This is a genomic window from Bradyrhizobium sp. SZCCHNRI20481 (assembly GCF_032485055.1).
Lineage (GTDB): Bacteria > Pseudomonadota > Alphaproteobacteria > Rhizobiales > Xanthobacteraceae > Bradyrhizobium.
In genome coordinates this window covers 228,798-245,725 of record NZ_JAUEUE010000008.1, presented here as the reverse complement: position 1 = coordinate 245,725, position 16,928 = coordinate 228,798, and the positions used below count along the sequence as shown (strand labels likewise).

Here is a 16,928-nt window from a genome sequence, read left to right as displayed (position 1 = left end):
GCATCTTTGCGACGACCTGGCCGTCCCTGGCGTGTCACGGTCGAATTGTCATCGGGGGGCGCCGTGCCTGCAACTGCTGGATGACCGACATCTCGTGTCGGCCGGCGGGCACGGTGGAGTGCAGGATTGGAAATGGGTGAGCCGCATCTGCCTGAGCGGGTCGTAACCTTGCTAGTGTCGAGTGAATACGCGCGGCTCGTCGGCCGGACCATGTCGGAACGGCTCGATTACATCGTCGACATCGCCTCGCTGCATACGCGCGACGAGTTGGTGCGGCGACTGGGACTCGGCCGCGTGGTCGTGCGCCAGGTCGAGAAATGGCTCGCGTTCCACGGACGCCGTCTACGGCATCCGAACGAAAGCATCGATATTGCCATGTGCGGATTGGAATTTCGGAAGCGGCGCATCCGGCGGTCTCGGGTGGCGGTACGATCGCGTCGGTTGAACTCCAAGACGATCCCAAGGGAGCCGGGCCGAGGCAGTTGAGTTGCCCGTGCTCTGCCAGCGCGGCCAGGCCGCTGCCACGCCGACGAAGCCCTGACGGGACCGCGATGCACGCGGAATGCATCACAGGCTTATCGCGTCGCATCATGGAAAATGAGACTCGTCGTCAAGGCCGAGGCCGGGCGGGTTGCGCCCGGCCTCGGCTCATCCGCTAGCCTCCGCGGTCGATGGGGGCTCACCGTCGCTCGTCAGAGATCACGCGAGGCGTCGGGAAGGTCCGCTGCCAACATGGCCAACAAAACAGTGGCCGGCACACGCTCGTGTGCCCCAGCAATGGGCGACAAGGGAGGAGTTCGATGCACATGCGAAGTGTAGGTATCGCCGTGTTCACGGCGCTTTTGCTGTCCGGCACGGCATTCGCGCAGGAAAAGATCAAGGTCGGCGTCACGGCGACGCTGGAGGGCACCTATACCGTGCTCGGCGAGGACGGGATGCGCGGCCATGTCACCGCGCTGAACGTGCTTGGCAAGAAGGTCGGCGACAAGGAGCTGGAGTTCGTCGTCGCGTCGACTGATGCCACGCCGGACTCGGCCGTCCGTGCCGTGCGCAAGCTGATCGAGCAGGATAAGGTGCAGATCCTGCTGTCGCCGCTGTCGGGCGACGAGGGCATCGCGGTCAAGAACTTCGCCAAGACGCACCCGGAACTGACATTCGTCAACGCGGCGTCCGGTGCGCAGGAGACGACCTATGTCGATCCCGCGCCGAACTTCTTCCGTTTCAACATGGATGGTGCTCAGTGGCAGGTCGGCCTCGGCAAATATGCCTATGAGACCAAGGGCTATCGCAAGATCGCGACCGTCGGCGAGGACTATTCCTTCATCTATACCCAGGTGTTCGGCCTGGCGCTGGAGTTCTGCGGCCTGGGCGGCAAGATCTCCAGCCGGCAATGGGTGCCGCTCGGCACCAAGGATTTCGCGTCGGTGATCGCGGCGCTGCCCGATGATGTCGATGCGATCTATCTCGGTCTCGGCGGCGCCGATGCCGTCAACTTCCTCAACCAGTATCAACAGGCCGGCGGCAAGGCGCACCTGATGGGCGGCTCGATCATGATCGACCAGACCATCCTGTCGTCGAAGGGCAATGCCAAGAACGCTCTGATCGGTACGATTGCGGCATCGGGGCAGGCCGATACCTGGGAGGATCCGCGCTGGCAGAAGTTCGTGAAGGCCTATCAGGACTCGTTCCCGCCTGAGAAGCGCTTCCCGAGCCCGTCGCTGCTTGCCACCAACTACTATGGCTCGACCATGGCGTTGATCCTGGCGCTGCGCGAGGTCAATGGCGATCTGTCGAACAACCAGGCCAAGCTAAAGGCGGCGCTGGCGAAGATCGAGATCGATGCTCCCAACGGCAAGATCAAGCTCGACGCCAACCGCCAGGCGATCGGCACCAACTTCGTCACCGAGGTCGTCGACGATGGCAAGGGCGCGCTGTTCAGCAAGGTCGTGAAGGTGATTCCCGACGTCAACCAGACGCTGGGATACGACGCCGCCACCTTCGCCAAGATCGGCCTGCCGAGCCGCACCGTGCCCGAATGTAAGAAGTACTGACCTTCTGCAGAGAGCGACGCGGCTCGAGCGGGCTCTGGCCGCGTCGTCGCGTCTCTTGCTTTCTGCAAAACAATGATCGACGCTGACGAACAATAAGAACCATTTCGGTGAGGAAGTGATGAGTAGGGCGCTCGCCGTCTTTCATGCTCGCTTCGGCCGCGCGACGGTTTATCAGCTCAATCGGCCATTCAATGTGCATGCCCACCGCGAGGGACATCTGATCTTTCATGTTGGCGGGACGCCGGCCGATATCGACGTCTGCGATCAGCATTATCAGATCGGCGAGGACTGGATCGTCGCGGTCAATCCGTGGGAGCCGCACAACTTCCTGCCGAACGATGTCGGCAACGGCGCCATCTTCTTCGTGCTCTACGTCAATGCGGAGTGGTTCACGCCGTCGGCCGCGCGCGAGCAGGGCCTGCGGTTTGGTCGTACCTGCTTTCGGCGAACCGCCGCCCTCGACCGCTGCATTCGCCGCGCCGCAGCGTTGGTATGTGGCGCGCCATCGCTCGGTTGCCTCGACGGCGAGTTGCGGCAGCTGATCGACAGTTGCTACGAGGAGAGCTGGCGCGTCTCGGATCAGATGCCCGAGCGGCCGTGCGCGGAAGTGACGGATTTTCGAGTTCGGAAGTGCATCAAGCTGATGTCGGACAGTCCGTGCGCCGAGATCGAGCTCGATCACATCGCCCGCGAATCCGGACTGTCGCGGCCTCATTTCTATCGGCTGTTCCGTAGCCAGACCGGAGTAACGCCCAACCTCTATTTGAATACGCTGCTGATGGAGCGGGCGCTCGATGCGGTGGTGGCGACGGAGTCGCCGATCGCCGACATCGGCTTCGATCTCGGATTCACCTCCCAGAGCGGCTTCACGCGCTTCTTCGCCGGAAATGTCGGCATGGCGCCGACCGATTATCGCCGCGCTGCAAAAGTGCTGCGCGCCTGACGCGCTGCTGCGCGTCGCGCGAAAAGAGACTGTCGATCAAGTGCGCATGCTTGTCTGCCGCTACACTCTTCGGAACGTGATCCGGAAAAGGATCCGACGAGGGAGGACGAGCGATGGCCGGCACACCCGGCGATCTTCGGCTGAATGCGCCTTTCCGCTGTGATGACGGATCCGTCTCTCTGACCATGAGGGAGGGACGATGAGCCGCTTCATCGAGCGCCACCCGATCTGGTCTCTCATCATTCTCCTCGCCTTGGCGCTGCTGGCGTGGCTGATCTTCGCCGTCTGGCCGCCGGGGCTTGAGGAGGCGATCGGTCGGAAGAAGGTGTTCCTGAGTGCGGTGTTCAACGGCATCACGCTGGGCGGACTCTATTTCCTGGTCGCGAGCGGGTTTACGTTGATCTTCGGCCTGATGCGAAACGTCAATCTTGCGCACGGCTCGCTCTATCTGCTCGGCGGCTATGTGGGCTACGGAGTGTCCGCCGCGACCGGGTCATGGATCCTCGCATTCGCCGCCGCCTTCATCGTCGTCGCGGCCATCGGCGTTCTCCTGCAGCTGCTCGTCTTTCGCCGCATGGAGGGCCAGGACCTGCGCCAGACCATGGTGACGATCGGCCTCTCGATCGTATTCGCCGATCTGATGCTGTGGGCGTTCGGCGGCGACTTCTATCAGATCCAAACGCCGGCCTGGCTGATCGGACCGGTGCAGCTCCCGCTGATGACGGCGATGAAATCGTCGGGCGAGCCGGTGTTCCTGCAGTATCCCCTGGTACGGCTGGTGATCTTCTGCGGCTCGGTCGTGATCGGCGTCGCGATGTGGCTCGCGCTCAACCGCACCCGTGTTGGCATGATCGTGCGCGCCGGCGTCGATGATCGCGAGATCCTGGCGGCGACCGGCGTCCAGATTCAGCTCGTCTTCGTGCTGGCGTTCGCGCTGGGCGCGGGGCTGGCCGGCATTGCCGGCGTGGTCGGCGGAACCTTCCAGTCGATCTCGCCCGGCGAGGATACGCGCTTTCTGCTGGCCTCGCTGGTCGTCGTCATCGTCGGCGGCATGGGATCCATCCCTGGCGCGGCGCTCGGCGCTGTCATCATCGGGCTCGCCGAGCAGCTCGGCTCGGTCTACATCCCGACCTATGCGATCGTCGTGACCTTCCTGATCATGGTGCTGGTGCTGGCGCTGCGGCCCCAGGGCCTCCTGGCGAGGCGGTGAGATGTCGCTTTTCCAGGAGGCTCGCGCGCGGGAGAGCATGCTGGTAGGCGGCGCCGCACGGCAGCCGGCCGCGTGGTCGGCCACCGAGCAGCCCTGGGCCTGGGCGGTCGCGGCCCTGCTGCTGATCATGCCGCTGATCGCCAACGGCTTCTTCCTGATCGAGATCTTCGGCACCACCCTGATCCTCGGCACCGTCGCGCTGAGCCTGATGTTCCTCGCCGGCTATGGCGGCATGGTCAGCCTGATGCAACTGACCATTGCGGGCTTTGCCGGCTACATGGTTGCCGTGTTCGGCGTCAGCGGCAACGCCAATATCAGCCTGGGCTGGCCGTGGTGGCTGGCGACGCCCATGGCGCTGGTGCTCGCGGTGCTGTTCGGCACGCTCGGCGGCGCGCTCGCGGTGCGTACCGAGGGCATCTACACCATCATGATCACGCTCGCGATCGGCGCCGCGTTCTACTACTTCACCAACCAGAACTGGGCGATCTTCAACGGCCACACCGGCATCAATACGATTGCGACGCCGCATTTTCTCGGCGTCGATTGGCGCATGGACATCGCGTTCTATTACCTGACGCTCGCGGTGGCCGCGCTGTGCTATTTCGCCGTGCTCTATCTGTCGCGCGCGCTATTCGGCCTGGCGCTGCAGGGCGTACGCGACAATCCCAGGCGCATGGCGGCGCTCGGCTTCAACGTCAATGCACATCGCATCGCTGCATATGCGTTCGCGGCCCTGATCGCCGGCATGGGCGGCGTGCTGCAGGTCTGGAACTATCGGCAGATCTCGCCCGGATCGGTCGCGGTCGAGCGCTGCATCGACATTCTCATCGTCGCCGTCGTCGGCGGCATCACCCGGCCGGTCGGGCCGTATATCGGCGCCTTCGTCTTCGTCATCCTGCGCACCTTTGCGCTCGACTTCCTGGTCAAGGTCGGGCTCGACGGCAACCGGTTCCGGCTGCTGATCGGGCTCGGCTTCCTCGCCATCGTCTTCTGGTCGTCCGATGGCGTCATCGGCCTGTATGAGCGCTGGCGGCGTCGCGGCCGGCCTACGGAGAAGCAGCCCCGTCCGGGAGGGCACGGCCATGGATAGGGTGGCGGACCGGCTCTCGGCGCTGGGCTCGACTGCAGCCCTCGAACTGCGCGGCGTGACGCGGATGTTCGGCGCGCTGACCGCGCTCACTGACGTGACCATCACCGTTCGCCCCGGTGAGCGGCGCGCGGTGCTGGGCTCGAATGGTGCCGGCAAGACCACCCTGTTCAACTGCGTCACCGGTGACTTCCTGCCGACCTCCGGCACGATCCGCTTCTTCGGCGAGGACATCACCACCTTTCCGCCCTATGAGCGAATCCGCCGCGGGCTGCGCCGCACCTACCAGATCTCGGCACTGTTCCTTGGCCTCTCTGTCCGCGACAATGTCTACCTGGCCTGCCGCGGCGTCTCGCGCGCGCGGTTTTCCATGCTGCGACCCAGCGTCAACGATGCACTGATGCAGGCGACCGAACGCCTGATCGAGGCGGTGCATCTGACGTCCGTGCGCGATCAATTGGTGTCGGAGCTGGCCCATGGCCAGCAGCGCCAGCTCGAGATCGCGCTGGCGCTCGCCGGTGCGCCGCGCTTCATCCTGTTCGACGAGCCGGCGGCGGGCCTGTCGCCGACCGAGCGGCGCGAGCTGGTCGAGATCCTGACGTCACTGCCGCCGCATATCGGCTACATCATCATCGAGCACGACATGGACGTAGCGCTGCGCGTCGTCGAGAGCGTGACGATGATGCACAACGGCCGCATCTTCAAGGAGGGCGCGCCGCAGGAGATCGAATCTGATCCGGAGGTGCAGGAGCTCTATCTCGGAGGCGGTCATGAATGACATCCGCCGCTCCGCGCCTGCGCTCGAGGTCCGCGGCCTCGACGTGTACTACGGCCATTCGCATGCGCTGCAGGGCGTCGATCTCCGGCTCGACAGCGGCGTGTTCTCGCTGGTCGGCCGCAACGGCATGGGCAAGACGACGCTGTGCAAGGCCATCATGGGCCTGCTGCGGCCGTCCGGCGGCACGGTGCGTCTGCGCGGCAATGATATCACCGGGCTCAATCCGGCGCGTATCGCGCGGCTCGGCGTCGGCTATGTGCCGCAGGGGCGGCGTCTGTGGCGCTCGCTCAGCGTCGACGAGCACCTGCGCCTGGCAGCGGGCCAGCGCCGCGGCGCCTGGACCGTCGAGCGCGTCTACGAGACATTTCCGCGCCTCGCCGAGCGGCGCAACAATGGCGGCGGCCAGTTGTCGGGCGGCGAGCAGCAGATGCTGGCGATCTCGCGCGCGCTGCTGACCAATCCGCAGCTCCTGATCATGGACGAGCCGACAGAGGGCTTGGCGCCGGTCATCGTCGCCCAGGTCGAGGAGATGCTGATACGGCTCGGCCAGGACGGCGACATGGCGGTCCTCGTGATCGAACAGAACATCGGCGTCGCCACGGCGATCTCGCCGCGCGTGGCCATCATGGTCAACGGCCGCATCAACCGCATCATCGACTCGGCCCGGCTCGCCGCCGATCGCGAGCTGCAGCAGCGTCTGCTCGGCGTCGGCCAGCATGCCGGCGACGAGACCGATCTCGGGACGGGAGGGGTTCAGGAGGTGCCCGTCGCAGGTGCGGCGGTGTCAACGACGCCGAAAGCTGCGCCCGTCAAGGTTTACGTCTCTAATCCCGTGCTGCCGACGCGCTGGTCGCAGCCGGTGCCGATCGCGCAGATCGAGGCCAAGGCGCGCACGCTGTCCACCAGTGTGACCCGGCTCGACGAGGCAACTCGCCAGAGTCGCGAGGGCGCCGTGTCGATCGCGGCGGGCCCGCCGGCGGTGATCGTGGTCGGCACGCTCGACACCAAGGGTGACGAGCTGCGCTTCATCCGCGACATCGTCGCGGGCCACGGCCTGCGCACCCGACTTGTCGATGTCTCCACCAGCGGACGGCACGCGAGCTGCGACGTCTCGGCCCAGGAGGTCGCACTCAATCATCCCCGCGGCGGCTCCGCCGTGTTCGGCCCCGATCGCGGCGCATCGGTCACCGCGATGGCAGAAGCTTTCGCACGTTGGCTGCGGCGGCAGGACAACGTAGCCGGCATCATCTCGGCCGGAGGGTCTGGGGGCACATCGCTGGTCGCGCCGGGAATGCGCGACCTGCCGGTCGGTGTACCGAAATTGATCATCTCCTCTGTCGCATCCGGTGACGTCGGCGCCTATGTCGGGCCGGCCGACATCGCGATGATGTACTCGGTCACCGACGTCCAAGGACTCAATTCGATTTCGCGCGCGGTGCTGAGCAATGGCGCGCATGCGCTTGCCGGCATGGTGACGGCGCGCGAGCAGCAGTCCGCCGTCGCTGACCGCACCCGACCGCAACGTCCCGCCATCGGCATCACCATGTTCGGCGTGACTACGCCGGCGGTGCAGAAGCTCACGGCCGAGCTGCGCGACGACTACGAGTGCCTGGTCTTCCACGCCACCGGCGTCGGCGGCCGCTCGATGGAGAAGCTGGTCGAGTCCGGCATGCTCGCCGGCGTGATCGATCTCACCACGACCGAGGTCTGCGACCTGCTGATGGGCGGTGTGTTTCCGGCCATCGAGGATCGCTTCGGCGCCATCATCCGCAGCCGCGTGCCCTATGTCGGCTCGGTCGGCGCGCTCGACATGGTGAATTTCGGCGCGCCCGAGACCATTCCCGAGCGCTATCGCGGCCGCAAGTTTCACGTCCACAACCCGCAGGTCACCTTGATGCGGACGACGGCGGTGGAGAACGCGCAGATGGGGCGCTGGATCGGCGAGCGGCTCAATCGCATGGACGGGCCGGTCCGGTTCTTCCTGCCCGAGAAGGGCGTCTCGGCGCTCGATGCGCCGGGCCAGCCGTTCTTCGATCGCGAGGCGGACGAGGCGCTGTTCCGCAGCCTCGAACAGACCGTGCGGCAGACCTCGAGCCGGCGCCTGATCCGCGTGCCGCATCACATCAACGACAATGAGTTCGCAGCAGTGGTCGTCGGCGCCATCAGGCCGATGCTCGGGCGACTGCCGGCGCGGCGCAGACAGGCGAGGTGAGGGGATGGCGAGATATGAGCGCGCACCGCTGCTGAAGAAGTTTCGCGACATGGTGCGCCGTGGTGTGCCGATCATCGGCGGCGGCGCCGGCACCGGCCTGTCGGCCAAATGCGAGGAGGCCGGCGGCATCGACCTGATCGTGATCTACAATTCCGGTCGCTATCGCATGGCCGGCCGCGGCTCGCTCGCCGGGCTGATGGCCTATGGCGACGCCAATGCGATCGTCGTCGAGATGGCGAGCGAGGTGCTGCCGGTGGTGAAGTCCACGCCAGTGCTGGCGGGCGTCAACGGCACCGACCCGTTCCGTGACATGGATGTCTTCCTCGATGAGCTGAAGACGCTCGGCTTCTCCGGCGTGCAGAACTTTCCGACCGTTGGCCTGATCGACGGCACCTTCCGCGCCAATCTGGAGGAAACCGGCATTTCCTACGCGCTGGAGATCGACATGATCGGGCGCGCCCATGACAAGGACCTGCTGACGACGCCCTACGTGTTCAACGAGGCCCAGGCCGCGGGCATGGCGATCGCCGGCGCCGACATCATCGTCTGCCATCTCGGTCTCACCACGGGCGGCTCGATCGGCGCGCAGACCGCGCCCAAGCTCGATGACTGCCCCGGCCTGATCGATAGCTGGGCCTCGGCTGCGCTCAGCGTCAACCCGGAGATCCTGGTGCTGGCGCATGGCGGCCCGATCGCCGAGCCGGCCGATGCCGACTTCATCATGAAGCATACGAAGAATTGCCACGGCTTCTACGGCGCCTCCTCGATGGAACGGCTGCCGGTGGAGCGGGCGCTGACGGAGCAGGTGCGACATTTCAAGGCGATCAGCTCGCGGCCACGCCGCGTCTGAGGCGACAACACGAGATTCGGCAGCAACGGTGCGCGGCGCGGCGCTCGCCGGACGGGAGACCGAGGGAGGAATGAGATGTCCGGGGTTCTGGTTGGTGAGCTGATCCTTTGGCTGATCGTCGCGATCGTCGTCATCGTGGTCGCCGTCTACATCGTCAACTGGCTGTATCATCGCTCCTCGAAGGAGGTCTCCTTCGTCCGCACCGGCTTCATGGGGGAGCGCGTCGTGATCAATGGGGGCGCCTTCGTGCTGCCGTTCATCCACGACTATACGCCGGTCAACATGAACGTTCTGCCGATGGGCATCACGCGTGCGCGGCAGGACGCCGTCATCACGCGCGACCGGATGCGGGTCGACGTCGAGGCCGATTTTTACGTTCGCGTTCAGCCGACCCGCGAGGCCGTGTCGATCGCGGCGGCGACGCTTGGCCGCCGCACCCTCGAGCCGGAAAAATTGCACGCGTTGCTGTCCGGAAAGTTCATCTCCGCCGTGCGCGCGGTCGCCGCGGAGATGACCATGGAGCAGATGCACGAGCAGCGCGGCGACTACGTCTCGCGCGTCAAAGCGGCGGCCGCCGAGGCGCTGGCCCAGAACGGCCTCGAGCTGGAATCGGTCGCGATCACCGATCTCGACCAGACCGATCTCGAATTCTTCAACCCCTCGAACCGGTTCGACGCCGAGGGCTTGACACGGCTGATGGAGGACATCGAAAGCAAGCGCAAGCTGCGCAACGACATCGAGCAGGACTCGATGATCAAGATCCGCACCCGCAATCTCGAAGCCGAGCGCGAGGCGCTGGAGATCGAGCGGGAGAGCGAGACGGCACGGCTGGAGCAGGAGCGCGATATCGAGATGCGCCGTGCCTTGCAGCGGACGGAGGTCGCGCGCGAGCGCGCGCTGCGTGAGACCGAGGCTGAGCAGGCACAGATCATGGCACGGGAGGCGATCGAGAAGTCCCGCATCGCCAACGAGCTGACGATTGCGGAGGCGCGGATCGCGGCCGAGCGCGACACGCGGCAGCGCGAGATCGAGCGCACGCGCGCTGTCGAGGAGCGCGAGCTGCTGGCGCGCGAGGACATCGAGAAGGCGCGGATCGCCAACCAGCGCGCGATCGATGCCGCGCGCATCGAATCCGAGCGGGAGGTGCGCCAGCGCGACATCGAGCGGACGCGTACCATCGAGGAGGCCGAGATTGCGGCGCGCGAGGCAGTGGAGAAGGCGCGGATCCAGCAGGATCGCGTGGTCTCGGATGCGCGCATCGCCAACGACGAGGAGACGCGCCGCCGCGAGATCGAGCGAACCCGCGCGATCGAGGAGGCGGAGATCGCGGCGCGCGAGGCGACCGAGAAGGCGCGGATCGCGCAGACCATGATCGTCAATCTGGAGCGCATCAGCTCCGACGAGCGGACGCGCGCCACCGAGATCGCCCAGGTGCGCAACATCCAGGAGGCCGAGATCGCGGCGCAGAAGGCGGTCGAAGCCGCGCGCATTGCGCGTGAGCAGGTGCTGTCCGCAGAGCGCATCGCCGCCGAGCATGCCACGCGCAAGCTGGAGATCGAGCGCAACCAGGGCATCGAGATCGCCGGCATTGCCGCGCGCGAGGCGACGGAAGCCAGCCGCATCGCGCAGGAGGAACGGGTGCGTGCGCTGGAGATCGCGCGCATCCGGACCATCGAGGAGGCCGACATCGCCTCGCGCGAGGCGATCGAGGCGGCCCGTATCGCGCAGGAGCAGGCAGTCGCCGAGAAGCGCATCCGCTCGGAGAAGGAGACGCGGAGCCTGGAGATCCAGCGCACCGAGGCCGTCGAAGCCGCGGATTTGAAGCGGCGCGAGGCCGTGGAGCGGCGCCGCATCGAGGTCGAGCTGGCGCTGGAGGCTGAGCGCATCGCCTCGTCGCGGACGCGCGAGGTGCTGAACATCGATCAGAAGAAGGCGATCGAGCTCGCCGACGAGATCAGGGTGATCGAGCTCGCCGCCAAGCGCGCTGAGCGCATCGATGCCGATCGGCAGGTCAAGGAAGCCGAGATCGTCGCGCGCAAGCAGGTCGAGACTGCGGACGTGTCGCGCGAACAGGCGCTGGAGGCCGTCCGGCTGGAGCGCCGCCGAGCCATCGAGCAGCTCGAGGTCGCGCGTGTGCAGTCGCTGCAGGAGGCCGAGATCGCCGCCCGCGAGGAGGTCGAGCGCGCGCGCATCGCCTCCGATCGCGGTCTCGACGAGGCCCGCATCGGCCGCGAGCGCGAGCTGCGCAAGCTCGAAGTGAACCGCGAGAAGGACGTCGAGACGGCGCTGATGGAGAAGGCGATCGCGCTGTATCAGAAGTCGCTGGAGGAATCCGCGGCCAAGGTCGCCGCCGAGGAGGCGCGCACGCGTGCCACCGAGGCAACGGAAAAGGTGATCACTGCGCGCGAGAGCGAGATCGCCCGCCGGCGCAAGACCGTGGAGGTGCTGATTGCCGAAAAGCAGGCGGAGGAGACCCGGATCGCCGCCGAGGCCGAGCGGGTCCGCGCGGCTGTCGAGGCGGAAGCGCAGAAGCTGCTCAACGAGGCCGAGAATGTGCTGACCGACCAGGCGCGCTACTCGCTGTTCCGGCGCAAGCTGCTCGACCGCATCGAGGGTATCGTGCGCGAGAGCGTCAAGCCGATGGAGAAGATCGAGGGCATCCGGATCCTCCAGGTCGACGGCCTGAACGGCAATGGCGGCAACGGCAATGGGGGCCGCAGCGCTACCGACGAGGTGATCGACTCCGCGCTGCGCTACCGTGTCCAGGCGCCGCTGATCGACTCCATCCTCTCCGACATCGGCGTCGAGGGCGGCAGCCTTGCCAAGATGCCGGGCTTGATCCGCGAAGCCAGGGACATGCAGGGCATCCGGAAAGAGACCGCGGCGCGCAAGGACGCAGAGGGAAGCGGAGGGGGGGACGCCAGCCCAACCGAACCGCCGGCCGACCGCGGTCCGCGCAAAAAGGGGTGAGGCACCATGGCGAGGGTCTACGTCTCCACCGTCGTGAGTGCCCGCAACGATCGGGTGTGGGCGCGCGTCCGCGACTTCAACGGCTTGCCGAACTGGCATCCGGCGATTGCGGAGAGCCGGATCGAGGGCGGTGAGCCCGCCGACAAGATCGGCTGTGTCAGGGACTTCCGCTTACGCAACGGCGACCGCATCCGCGAGAAGCTGCTCGGCCTGTCCGACTACGACATGTTCTGCACCTATTCGATTCTGGAATCGCCGATGGGGGTGACGAACTATGTCGCCACCTTGCGGCTGACCCCCGTCACGGATGGCGATAAGACCTTCCTGGAATGGACCGCCGAGTTCGACTGCGCGCCGGAGCGCGAGGCCGATCTCGTCGCCTCGATCGGCGGCGGCGTGTTCCAGGGCGGCTTCGATGCGCTCAAGCGCGCGTTCGGAGGCTGACGCCGTGCCGCACGTCGTCAAGAGCACCATCATCGATGCGCCGACGGAGGCCGTGTGGGAGGTGCTGCGCGACTTCAACGGCCATGACCGCTGGCACCCGGCGGTCGCGACGTCGGCGATCGAGCGTTCGCAGACGTCTGACAAGATCGGCTGTGTCAGGCGCTTCCGTCTCAAGGATGGCTCAGAGCTGCGTGAGCAGCTGCTGGCGCTGTCCGATCTCGAACAGAGCTTCAGCTATTGCCTGCTCGATACGCCGCTACAGCTGTTCAACTACGTCGCCCATGTCCGGCTGCTGCCGGTCACCGACGGCGACCGCACCTTCTGGCACTGGGAAAGCCGTTTCACGACGCGGCCCGAACAGGCCGAGACGCTGACTCGCATGGTGGCGGAAGACATCTACCAAGCCGGCTTCGAAGCGATCCGATCGCATCTGAAGCAGGCGGCATGAGGACGAGGTGAATCGATGCCGGTTACGGTGAAGACGTTTCAGGCCGCGAGCGAAGCTGCGTCTGCGCTGTCGTCGGACCGCGCCGCGCGCTATCTGGGCGGCGGCACGCTGGTCATGCGCGATCTCAACGAAGGCGACGTCTCGATCGCCACCGTGATCCGCGCCACCGATCGCGCGCTGCAGAGCATCGACGCCACGGGCGGGCGCATCCGGATCGGCGCCGGCGTCACCTTCGCCCGCGTTCTGGCCGAGCGCGAGCTGTCCTTCCTGCATCCGGCGGCGCGCTCGATCGGCGGCCCGGCGGTCCGCAACATGGGCACCATCGGCGGCAATCTGTTCGCGCCGGCGCCGTTCGGCGACTTCACGGTGGCGCTGCTGGCGCTCGACGGCATGGTCTCGCTGCAGGGCGGCTTTGGCGTCCGGGAGATGCCGATCGAGGATTTCCTGCAATCGCGCGACCGCCAGGGTGCTGCGCTGGTGGTCGCCGTGTCCTGCATCAGGCCGGCGTCATCGGATGCGTTCCGCTATCGCAAGATCGCGCGCATCAAGCCGAAGGGCGGATCGGTGGTCACGCTCGCGGCGCATCTTCCACAGAGCGGCGGCCGCGTGACCGGTGCGCGGATCGCGCTGGGATCGATGGCGCCGACCGCTGTTCGCGCCAAGGCCGCTGAGCGCGCGCTCGAAGGCCGGCCGCTCGATGCCGGCGCGATCAGCGCCGCCGCTGCGGCGGCAGCCGAGGGAACGGCACCCACGGACAATTCGCTGGCGAGCGCGTGGTATCGCCGCGAAGTGGTCGGCGTGCATCTGCGGCGGCTGCTGTCGGGACAGGAGAGCTAGACCATGGCCAAGACCCCACTTCAGTTCCGGCACAATGGTCGCGACGTCGCGCTGTTCGTCGACGGCGGCACCAATCTCCTGGTCGTGCTGCGCGAGATGATCGGCGACGTCACGCCGAAATTCGGCTGCGGTCAGGGCGGCTGCGGTGCCTGCACCGTGCTAATCGACGGCGACGCGCATCTGTCGTGTCTGACGCTCGCCGAAGCCGTCGAGGGCCGCGCGGTGGAGACGCTCGACGGTATCAAGAGCGGCCCGACCCTGCATCCGCTGCAGCGCGCTTTCGCCGAGGGTTTTGCCGCGCAATGCGGCTATTGCACGCCGGGCATGCTGATGGCGGCCAAGGCGCTGCTGGACAAGATCCCGCAGCCGAGCCGCGAGCAGGTGGTGGAGGCGATCTCCGGCAACATCTGCCGCTGCACCGGCTACGAGCCGATCATCAATGCGGTGCTGGCGGCAGCCGCGTCGCTGCGCGCGAGCGCCTGAGGGGAGATCGCCATGCTGGAACTGCGCAAGGACATCTTCGCCGACGAGCGCGACGACAATCTCAACGAGGTCGGCAAGGGCACGCAGCGCCAGGACATGCTGGGCCATGTCACGGGGACCTCGACCTATTTCAACGATCACAAGCTGCAGGGCATGCTGCATCTGAGGGTCGTGAGGTCGACGCAGCCGCATGCCCGGCTGCGCCGCATCGACATCAGCGAGGCTGAGCGGAGCGAGGGCGTGCGGCGGGTCATCCGCGGCAGCGACGTGCCGCGCAACCTCAACACGCTGCTCAGCCTGATCAATTTCGGCAAGGACGATGAGCCGACGCTCGCCGTCGATAAGGTCCGCTACAAGGGCGAGCCGATCGTTGCCGTAGTCGCTGACACGCCGCGCGCCGCAGCCGAGGCGGCTGCCAAGGTGCGGGTGGACTACGAGAGCTTGCCGGCCGAGTTCGATGTCGAGGAGGCGTTGAGACCGGGCGCGCCTGTTGTCAACGAGACCTATCCGAAGAACACGTTCACCTATCACGAGCGCTACGATCACCAGAAGCTGCGCTTCGGCGATGTCGAGCGCGGCTTTGCGCAGGCCGACCATGTGCTGGAGCAGCGCTACCAGATGTCGCCGATCGAGCACGCGCCGGTCGAGACCAACGGCTCGATCGCCGCACCCGACACCAACGGCCGCTATGTCGTCTACACCTCCACCCAGGCGCTGTTCTTCTCGCTCGACACCTGCGCCAAGATCCTCGACCTGCCGTCCAACACCTTCCACTTCATCGGCGGCACCGTCGGCGGCGGCTTCGGCGGCAAGGTCGACACGCTGACCGAGCCGCTCGCCATTCTCGCTGCGATGTTGACGGGGCGCCCGGTGCGCTACGTGCTCGGGCGAGAGGAAGAGATGCAGTTCGGGCCGCCCCGCGGCGCCGAACGCATCTACGTCAAGGACGGCGTGATGCGCGACGGCCGCATCGTCGCGCGCCAGATCCGCGCCTATTTCGACTCGGGCGCCTACACGCGGCTGTCGAGCTACGCGGTGGTCAAATGCGCCGCGCACCTGCCCGGTCCCTACACGATCCCGAACGTCCATGGCGACATCTACTGCGTCTACACCAACCGCACGCCGGCCACCGCGATGCGCGGCTTTGGCATCACGGGCATGGACTTCGCGCTCGAATGCCAGATGGACAAGCTCGCGCATCTGATCGGCATGGACCCGATGGAATTCCGCATCCTCAACGCCTATCGCGACGGCGACATGAAGGCGCATCGCCGCGAGGCCAAGAACACGGCGCTGATCGAATGCGTGCAGGTCGCGGCCGAGAAGGCCAAATGGCCGATCCGCGAGGAGTTCCGCCGCATGTCATCGCGCAAGGATGGCGGCGGAACGCGGGCGGCTGTTCCCTCCACGCCACGTGAGCCGGTGAGCGCGCGGCCTGCGCCGGCGCAGCAGCGCACGAGCTACGACCGAGGGCTTCCAGTTTCTCCACCTCCAGAGCCGCCGTCACCACCCCCACAGAGCCCGGCACCGGCTCCCGCACACGGCGCGACGCGGTTCTCGTCGGTATTCGGCACGAGGAGGCGCTGAAATGACGAGGCACCGCGGCCGCGGCATGGCGGCGATCAACTATCCCATCGGCATGAATCTCGGCGGCGATCCGAGCCAGGCGCTGGTGCATTCCAATCCCAGCGGCAAGTTCACGGTGGCGCTGTCGTCGATCGATCTCGGGCAGGGCATGAAGTCGGTCACGCGGCAGATCTGCGCCGAGACGCTCGGCGTGCCGGTCGAGGACGTTTATGTCGACACCGCCGATTCCGACACCGGGCCGCACTGCATGGGCTCGTTCGCCTCGCGCGGCACCCATCGCGTCGGCAATGCCGTCATGGCGGCGGCCAGGGAGGCGTGCGGCGTCATGATGGAGGCAGCGGCCGAGGAGCTCGAGGTCAACGCCAGCGATCTCGAAACCGACGGCCGCGGCAACATCCACGTCAAGGGCGCGCCGCATCGCTCGATCTCGGTCAAGGACGTCGCCATCGCCGCCCAGTTCCGACAGGGCAAGACCATCTCCGGTCGCGGCATCTTCCTGGTGCCGTTGTCGGACGTCGATCCCGAGACCGGCGAGATGTCGCCGGCCACCTGCTACGCGCATGCGTGCCTCGTCGCGGAGGTCGAGGTCGATGACGAGACCGGTGAGGTCGGTGTGGTCAGGATGGACAGCGCCTATGAGCTGGGACGTGCGCTCAATCCGCGCCTCGTTGAGCAGCAACTGGTCGGCGGCGCCTGGATGGGCATGAGCCATGCACTCTATGAGACGACCGAGCCGTATTATCCCGATCCCAAACAAGGTCCGCGGGACTTCGTCGAATATCTGATGCCGGGACCTGGCGACATCTGTCCGCACGACATTGCCGTGCTGGAACGCCCCGCGCCGGACGGCCCGTTCGGCGGCAAGGGGCCGGGTGAGATGTGCGCCAATCCGGTGCTGCCCGCGATCGCGAATGCGATTTTCAATGCGGTGGGCGTGCGAATCGACGAGCTGCCGATCACGCCGGAGAAGGTGCTGCGCGCGATCAAGGCGCAGGGCGGCGCGCGGCCGCAGACGCGGCGGTGAGGCA

General features: G+C 66.5%; 15 protein-coding genes. All 15 read left to right on the top strand.

Annotation, left to right across the window (positions count from 1 at the left end):
• Positions 1-132: 132 nt before the first annotated feature.
• A complete protein-coding gene (locus tag QX132_RS15645) occupies positions 133-486 on the top strand; it encodes a hypothetical protein (protein WP_315758258.1) in 354 nt (117 codons plus the stop codon).
• A 314-nt stretch (positions 487-800) separates the two neighbouring features.
• On the top strand, positions 801-2,051 hold the full coding sequence (locus QX132_RS15640) for an ABC transporter substrate-binding protein (protein ID WP_315781202.1): 1,251 nt from the start codon (positions 801-803) through the stop codon (positions 2,049-2,051).
• A 118-nt stretch (positions 2,052-2,169) separates the two neighbouring features.
• On the top strand, positions 2,170-2,994 hold the full coding sequence (locus tag QX132_RS15635) for an AraC family transcriptional regulator (protein WP_315739524.1): 825 nt from the start codon (positions 2,170-2,172) through the stop codon (positions 2,992-2,994).
• Between the two features lie 199 nt (positions 2,995-3,193).
• Positions 3,194-4,204 carry a branched-chain amino acid ABC transporter permease gene (locus QX132_RS15630; protein WP_316161812.1) on the top strand — a complete coding sequence of 337 codons (1,011 nt, stop codon included), beginning with the start codon at positions 3,194-3,196 and terminating at the stop codon, positions 4,202-4,204.
• A 1-nt stretch (position 4,205) separates the two neighbouring features.
• Positions 4,206-5,294, top strand: coding sequence for a branched-chain amino acid ABC transporter permease (locus QX132_RS15625; protein ID WP_410052865.1), 1,089 nt, complete (start codon positions 4,206-4,208; stop codon positions 5,292-5,294).
• Complete coding sequence (locus QX132_RS15620; protein ID WP_315739527.1) at positions 5,287-6,069, top strand: ABC transporter ATP-binding protein; 783 nt, start codon at positions 5,287-5,289, stop codon at positions 6,067-6,069. The genes QX132_RS15625 and QX132_RS15620 overlap by 8 nt, the downstream gene beginning before the upstream one ends.
• Entirely contained in the window at positions 6,062-8,281 is a 2,220-nt protein-coding gene (locus QX132_RS15615; RefSeq protein ID WP_315739528.1) for an ABC transporter permease, read from the top strand. The genes QX132_RS15620 and QX132_RS15615 overlap by 8 nt, the downstream gene beginning before the upstream one ends.
• Before the next feature lie 4 nt (positions 8,282-8,285).
• The gene (locus tag QX132_RS15610; RefSeq protein WP_315739529.1) at positions 8,286-9,131 is read left to right on the top strand and encodes a phosphoenolpyruvate hydrolase family protein; all 846 of its coding nucleotides are present in this window, start codon (positions 8,286-8,288) and stop codon (positions 9,129-9,131) included.
• 75 nt (positions 9,132-9,206) lie between these two features.
• Positions 9,207-12,101, top strand: coding sequence for a flotillin family protein (locus QX132_RS15605; RefSeq protein WP_316161811.1), 2,895 nt, complete (start codon positions 9,207-9,209; stop codon positions 12,099-12,101).
• A 6-nt stretch (positions 12,102-12,107) separates the two neighbouring features.
• Positions 12,108-12,545, top strand: coding sequence for an SRPBCC family protein (locus QX132_RS15600; RefSeq protein WP_315758248.1), 438 nt, complete (start codon positions 12,108-12,110; stop codon positions 12,543-12,545).
• Positions 12,546-12,549: 4 nt separating this feature from the next.
• Positions 12,550-12,993: an SRPBCC family protein gene (locus QX132_RS15595; protein ID WP_315812231.1), complete on the top strand. Its 444-nt coding sequence runs from the start codon at positions 12,550-12,552 to the stop codon at positions 12,991-12,993.
• A gap of 15 nt (positions 12,994-13,008) precedes the next feature.
• The gene (locus QX132_RS15590; RefSeq protein WP_315781188.1) at positions 13,009-13,830 is read left to right on the top strand and encodes an FAD binding domain-containing protein; all 822 of its coding nucleotides are present in this window, start codon (positions 13,009-13,011) and stop codon (positions 13,828-13,830) included.
• Positions 13,831-13,833: 3 nt separating this feature from the next.
• Complete coding sequence (locus tag QX132_RS15585) at positions 13,834-14,313, top strand: (2Fe-2S)-binding protein (RefSeq protein ID WP_315776971.1); 480 nt, start codon at positions 13,834-13,836, stop codon at positions 14,311-14,313.
• A gap of 12 nt (positions 14,314-14,325) precedes the next feature.
• On the top strand, positions 14,326-15,900 hold the full coding sequence (locus QX132_RS15580; RefSeq protein ID WP_316161809.1) for a xanthine dehydrogenase family protein molybdopterin-binding subunit: 1,575 nt from the start codon (positions 14,326-14,328) through the stop codon (positions 15,898-15,900).
• A 1-nt stretch (position 15,901) separates the two neighbouring features.
• Positions 15,902-16,924: a xanthine dehydrogenase family protein molybdopterin-binding subunit gene (locus QX132_RS15575; protein WP_316161808.1), complete on the top strand. Its 1,023-nt coding sequence runs from the start codon at positions 15,902-15,904 to the stop codon at positions 16,922-16,924.
• Positions 16,925-16,928 lie beyond the last annotated feature (4 nt).

Excerpts from the sequence above, each read along its gene's own strand:
- QX132_RS15645 (WP_315758258.1), top strand. The coding sequence starts at position 133 with ATGGGTGAGCCGCATCTGCCTGAGCGGGTCGTAACCTTGCTAGTGTCG.
- QX132_RS15640 (WP_315781202.1), top strand. The coding sequence starts at position 801 with ATGCACATGCGAAGTGTAGGTATCGCCGTGTTCACGGCGCTTTTGCTG.
- QX132_RS15635 (WP_315739524.1), top strand. The coding sequence starts at position 2,170 with ATGAGTAGGGCGCTCGCCGTCTTTCATGCTCGCTTCGGCCGCGCGACG.
- QX132_RS15630 (WP_316161812.1), top strand. The coding sequence starts at position 3,194 with ATGAGCCGCTTCATCGAGCGCCACCCGATCTGGTCTCTCATCATTCTC.
- QX132_RS15625 (WP_410052865.1), top strand. The coding sequence starts at position 4,206 with ATGTCGCTTTTCCAGGAGGCTCGCGCGCGGGAGAGCATGCTGGTAGGC.
- QX132_RS15620 (WP_315739527.1), top strand. The coding sequence starts at position 5,287 with ATGGATAGGGTGGCGGACCGGCTCTCGGCGCTGGGCTCGACTGCAGCC.
- QX132_RS15615 (WP_315739528.1), top strand. The coding sequence starts at position 6,062 with ATGAATGACATCCGCCGCTCCGCGCCTGCGCTCGAGGTCCGCGGCCTC.
- QX132_RS15610 (WP_315739529.1), top strand. The coding sequence starts at position 8,286 with ATGGCGAGATATGAGCGCGCACCGCTGCTGAAGAAGTTTCGCGACATG.
- QX132_RS15605 (WP_316161811.1), top strand. The coding sequence starts at position 9,207 with ATGTCCGGGGTTCTGGTTGGTGAGCTGATCCTTTGGCTGATCGTCGCG.
- QX132_RS15600 (WP_315758248.1), top strand. The coding sequence starts at position 12,108 with ATGGCGAGGGTCTACGTCTCCACCGTCGTGAGTGCCCGCAACGATCGG.
- QX132_RS15590 (WP_315781188.1), top strand. The coding sequence starts at position 13,009 with ATGCCGGTTACGGTGAAGACGTTTCAGGCCGCGAGCGAAGCTGCGTCT.
- QX132_RS15585 (WP_315776971.1), top strand. The coding sequence starts at position 13,834 with ATGGCCAAGACCCCACTTCAGTTCCGGCACAATGGTCGCGACGTCGCG.
- QX132_RS15580 (WP_316161809.1), top strand. The coding sequence starts at position 14,326 with ATGCTGGAACTGCGCAAGGACATCTTCGCCGACGAGCGCGACGACAAT.
- QX132_RS15575 (WP_316161808.1), top strand. The coding sequence starts at position 15,902 with ATGACGAGGCACCGCGGCCGCGGCATGGCGGCGATCAACTATCCCATC.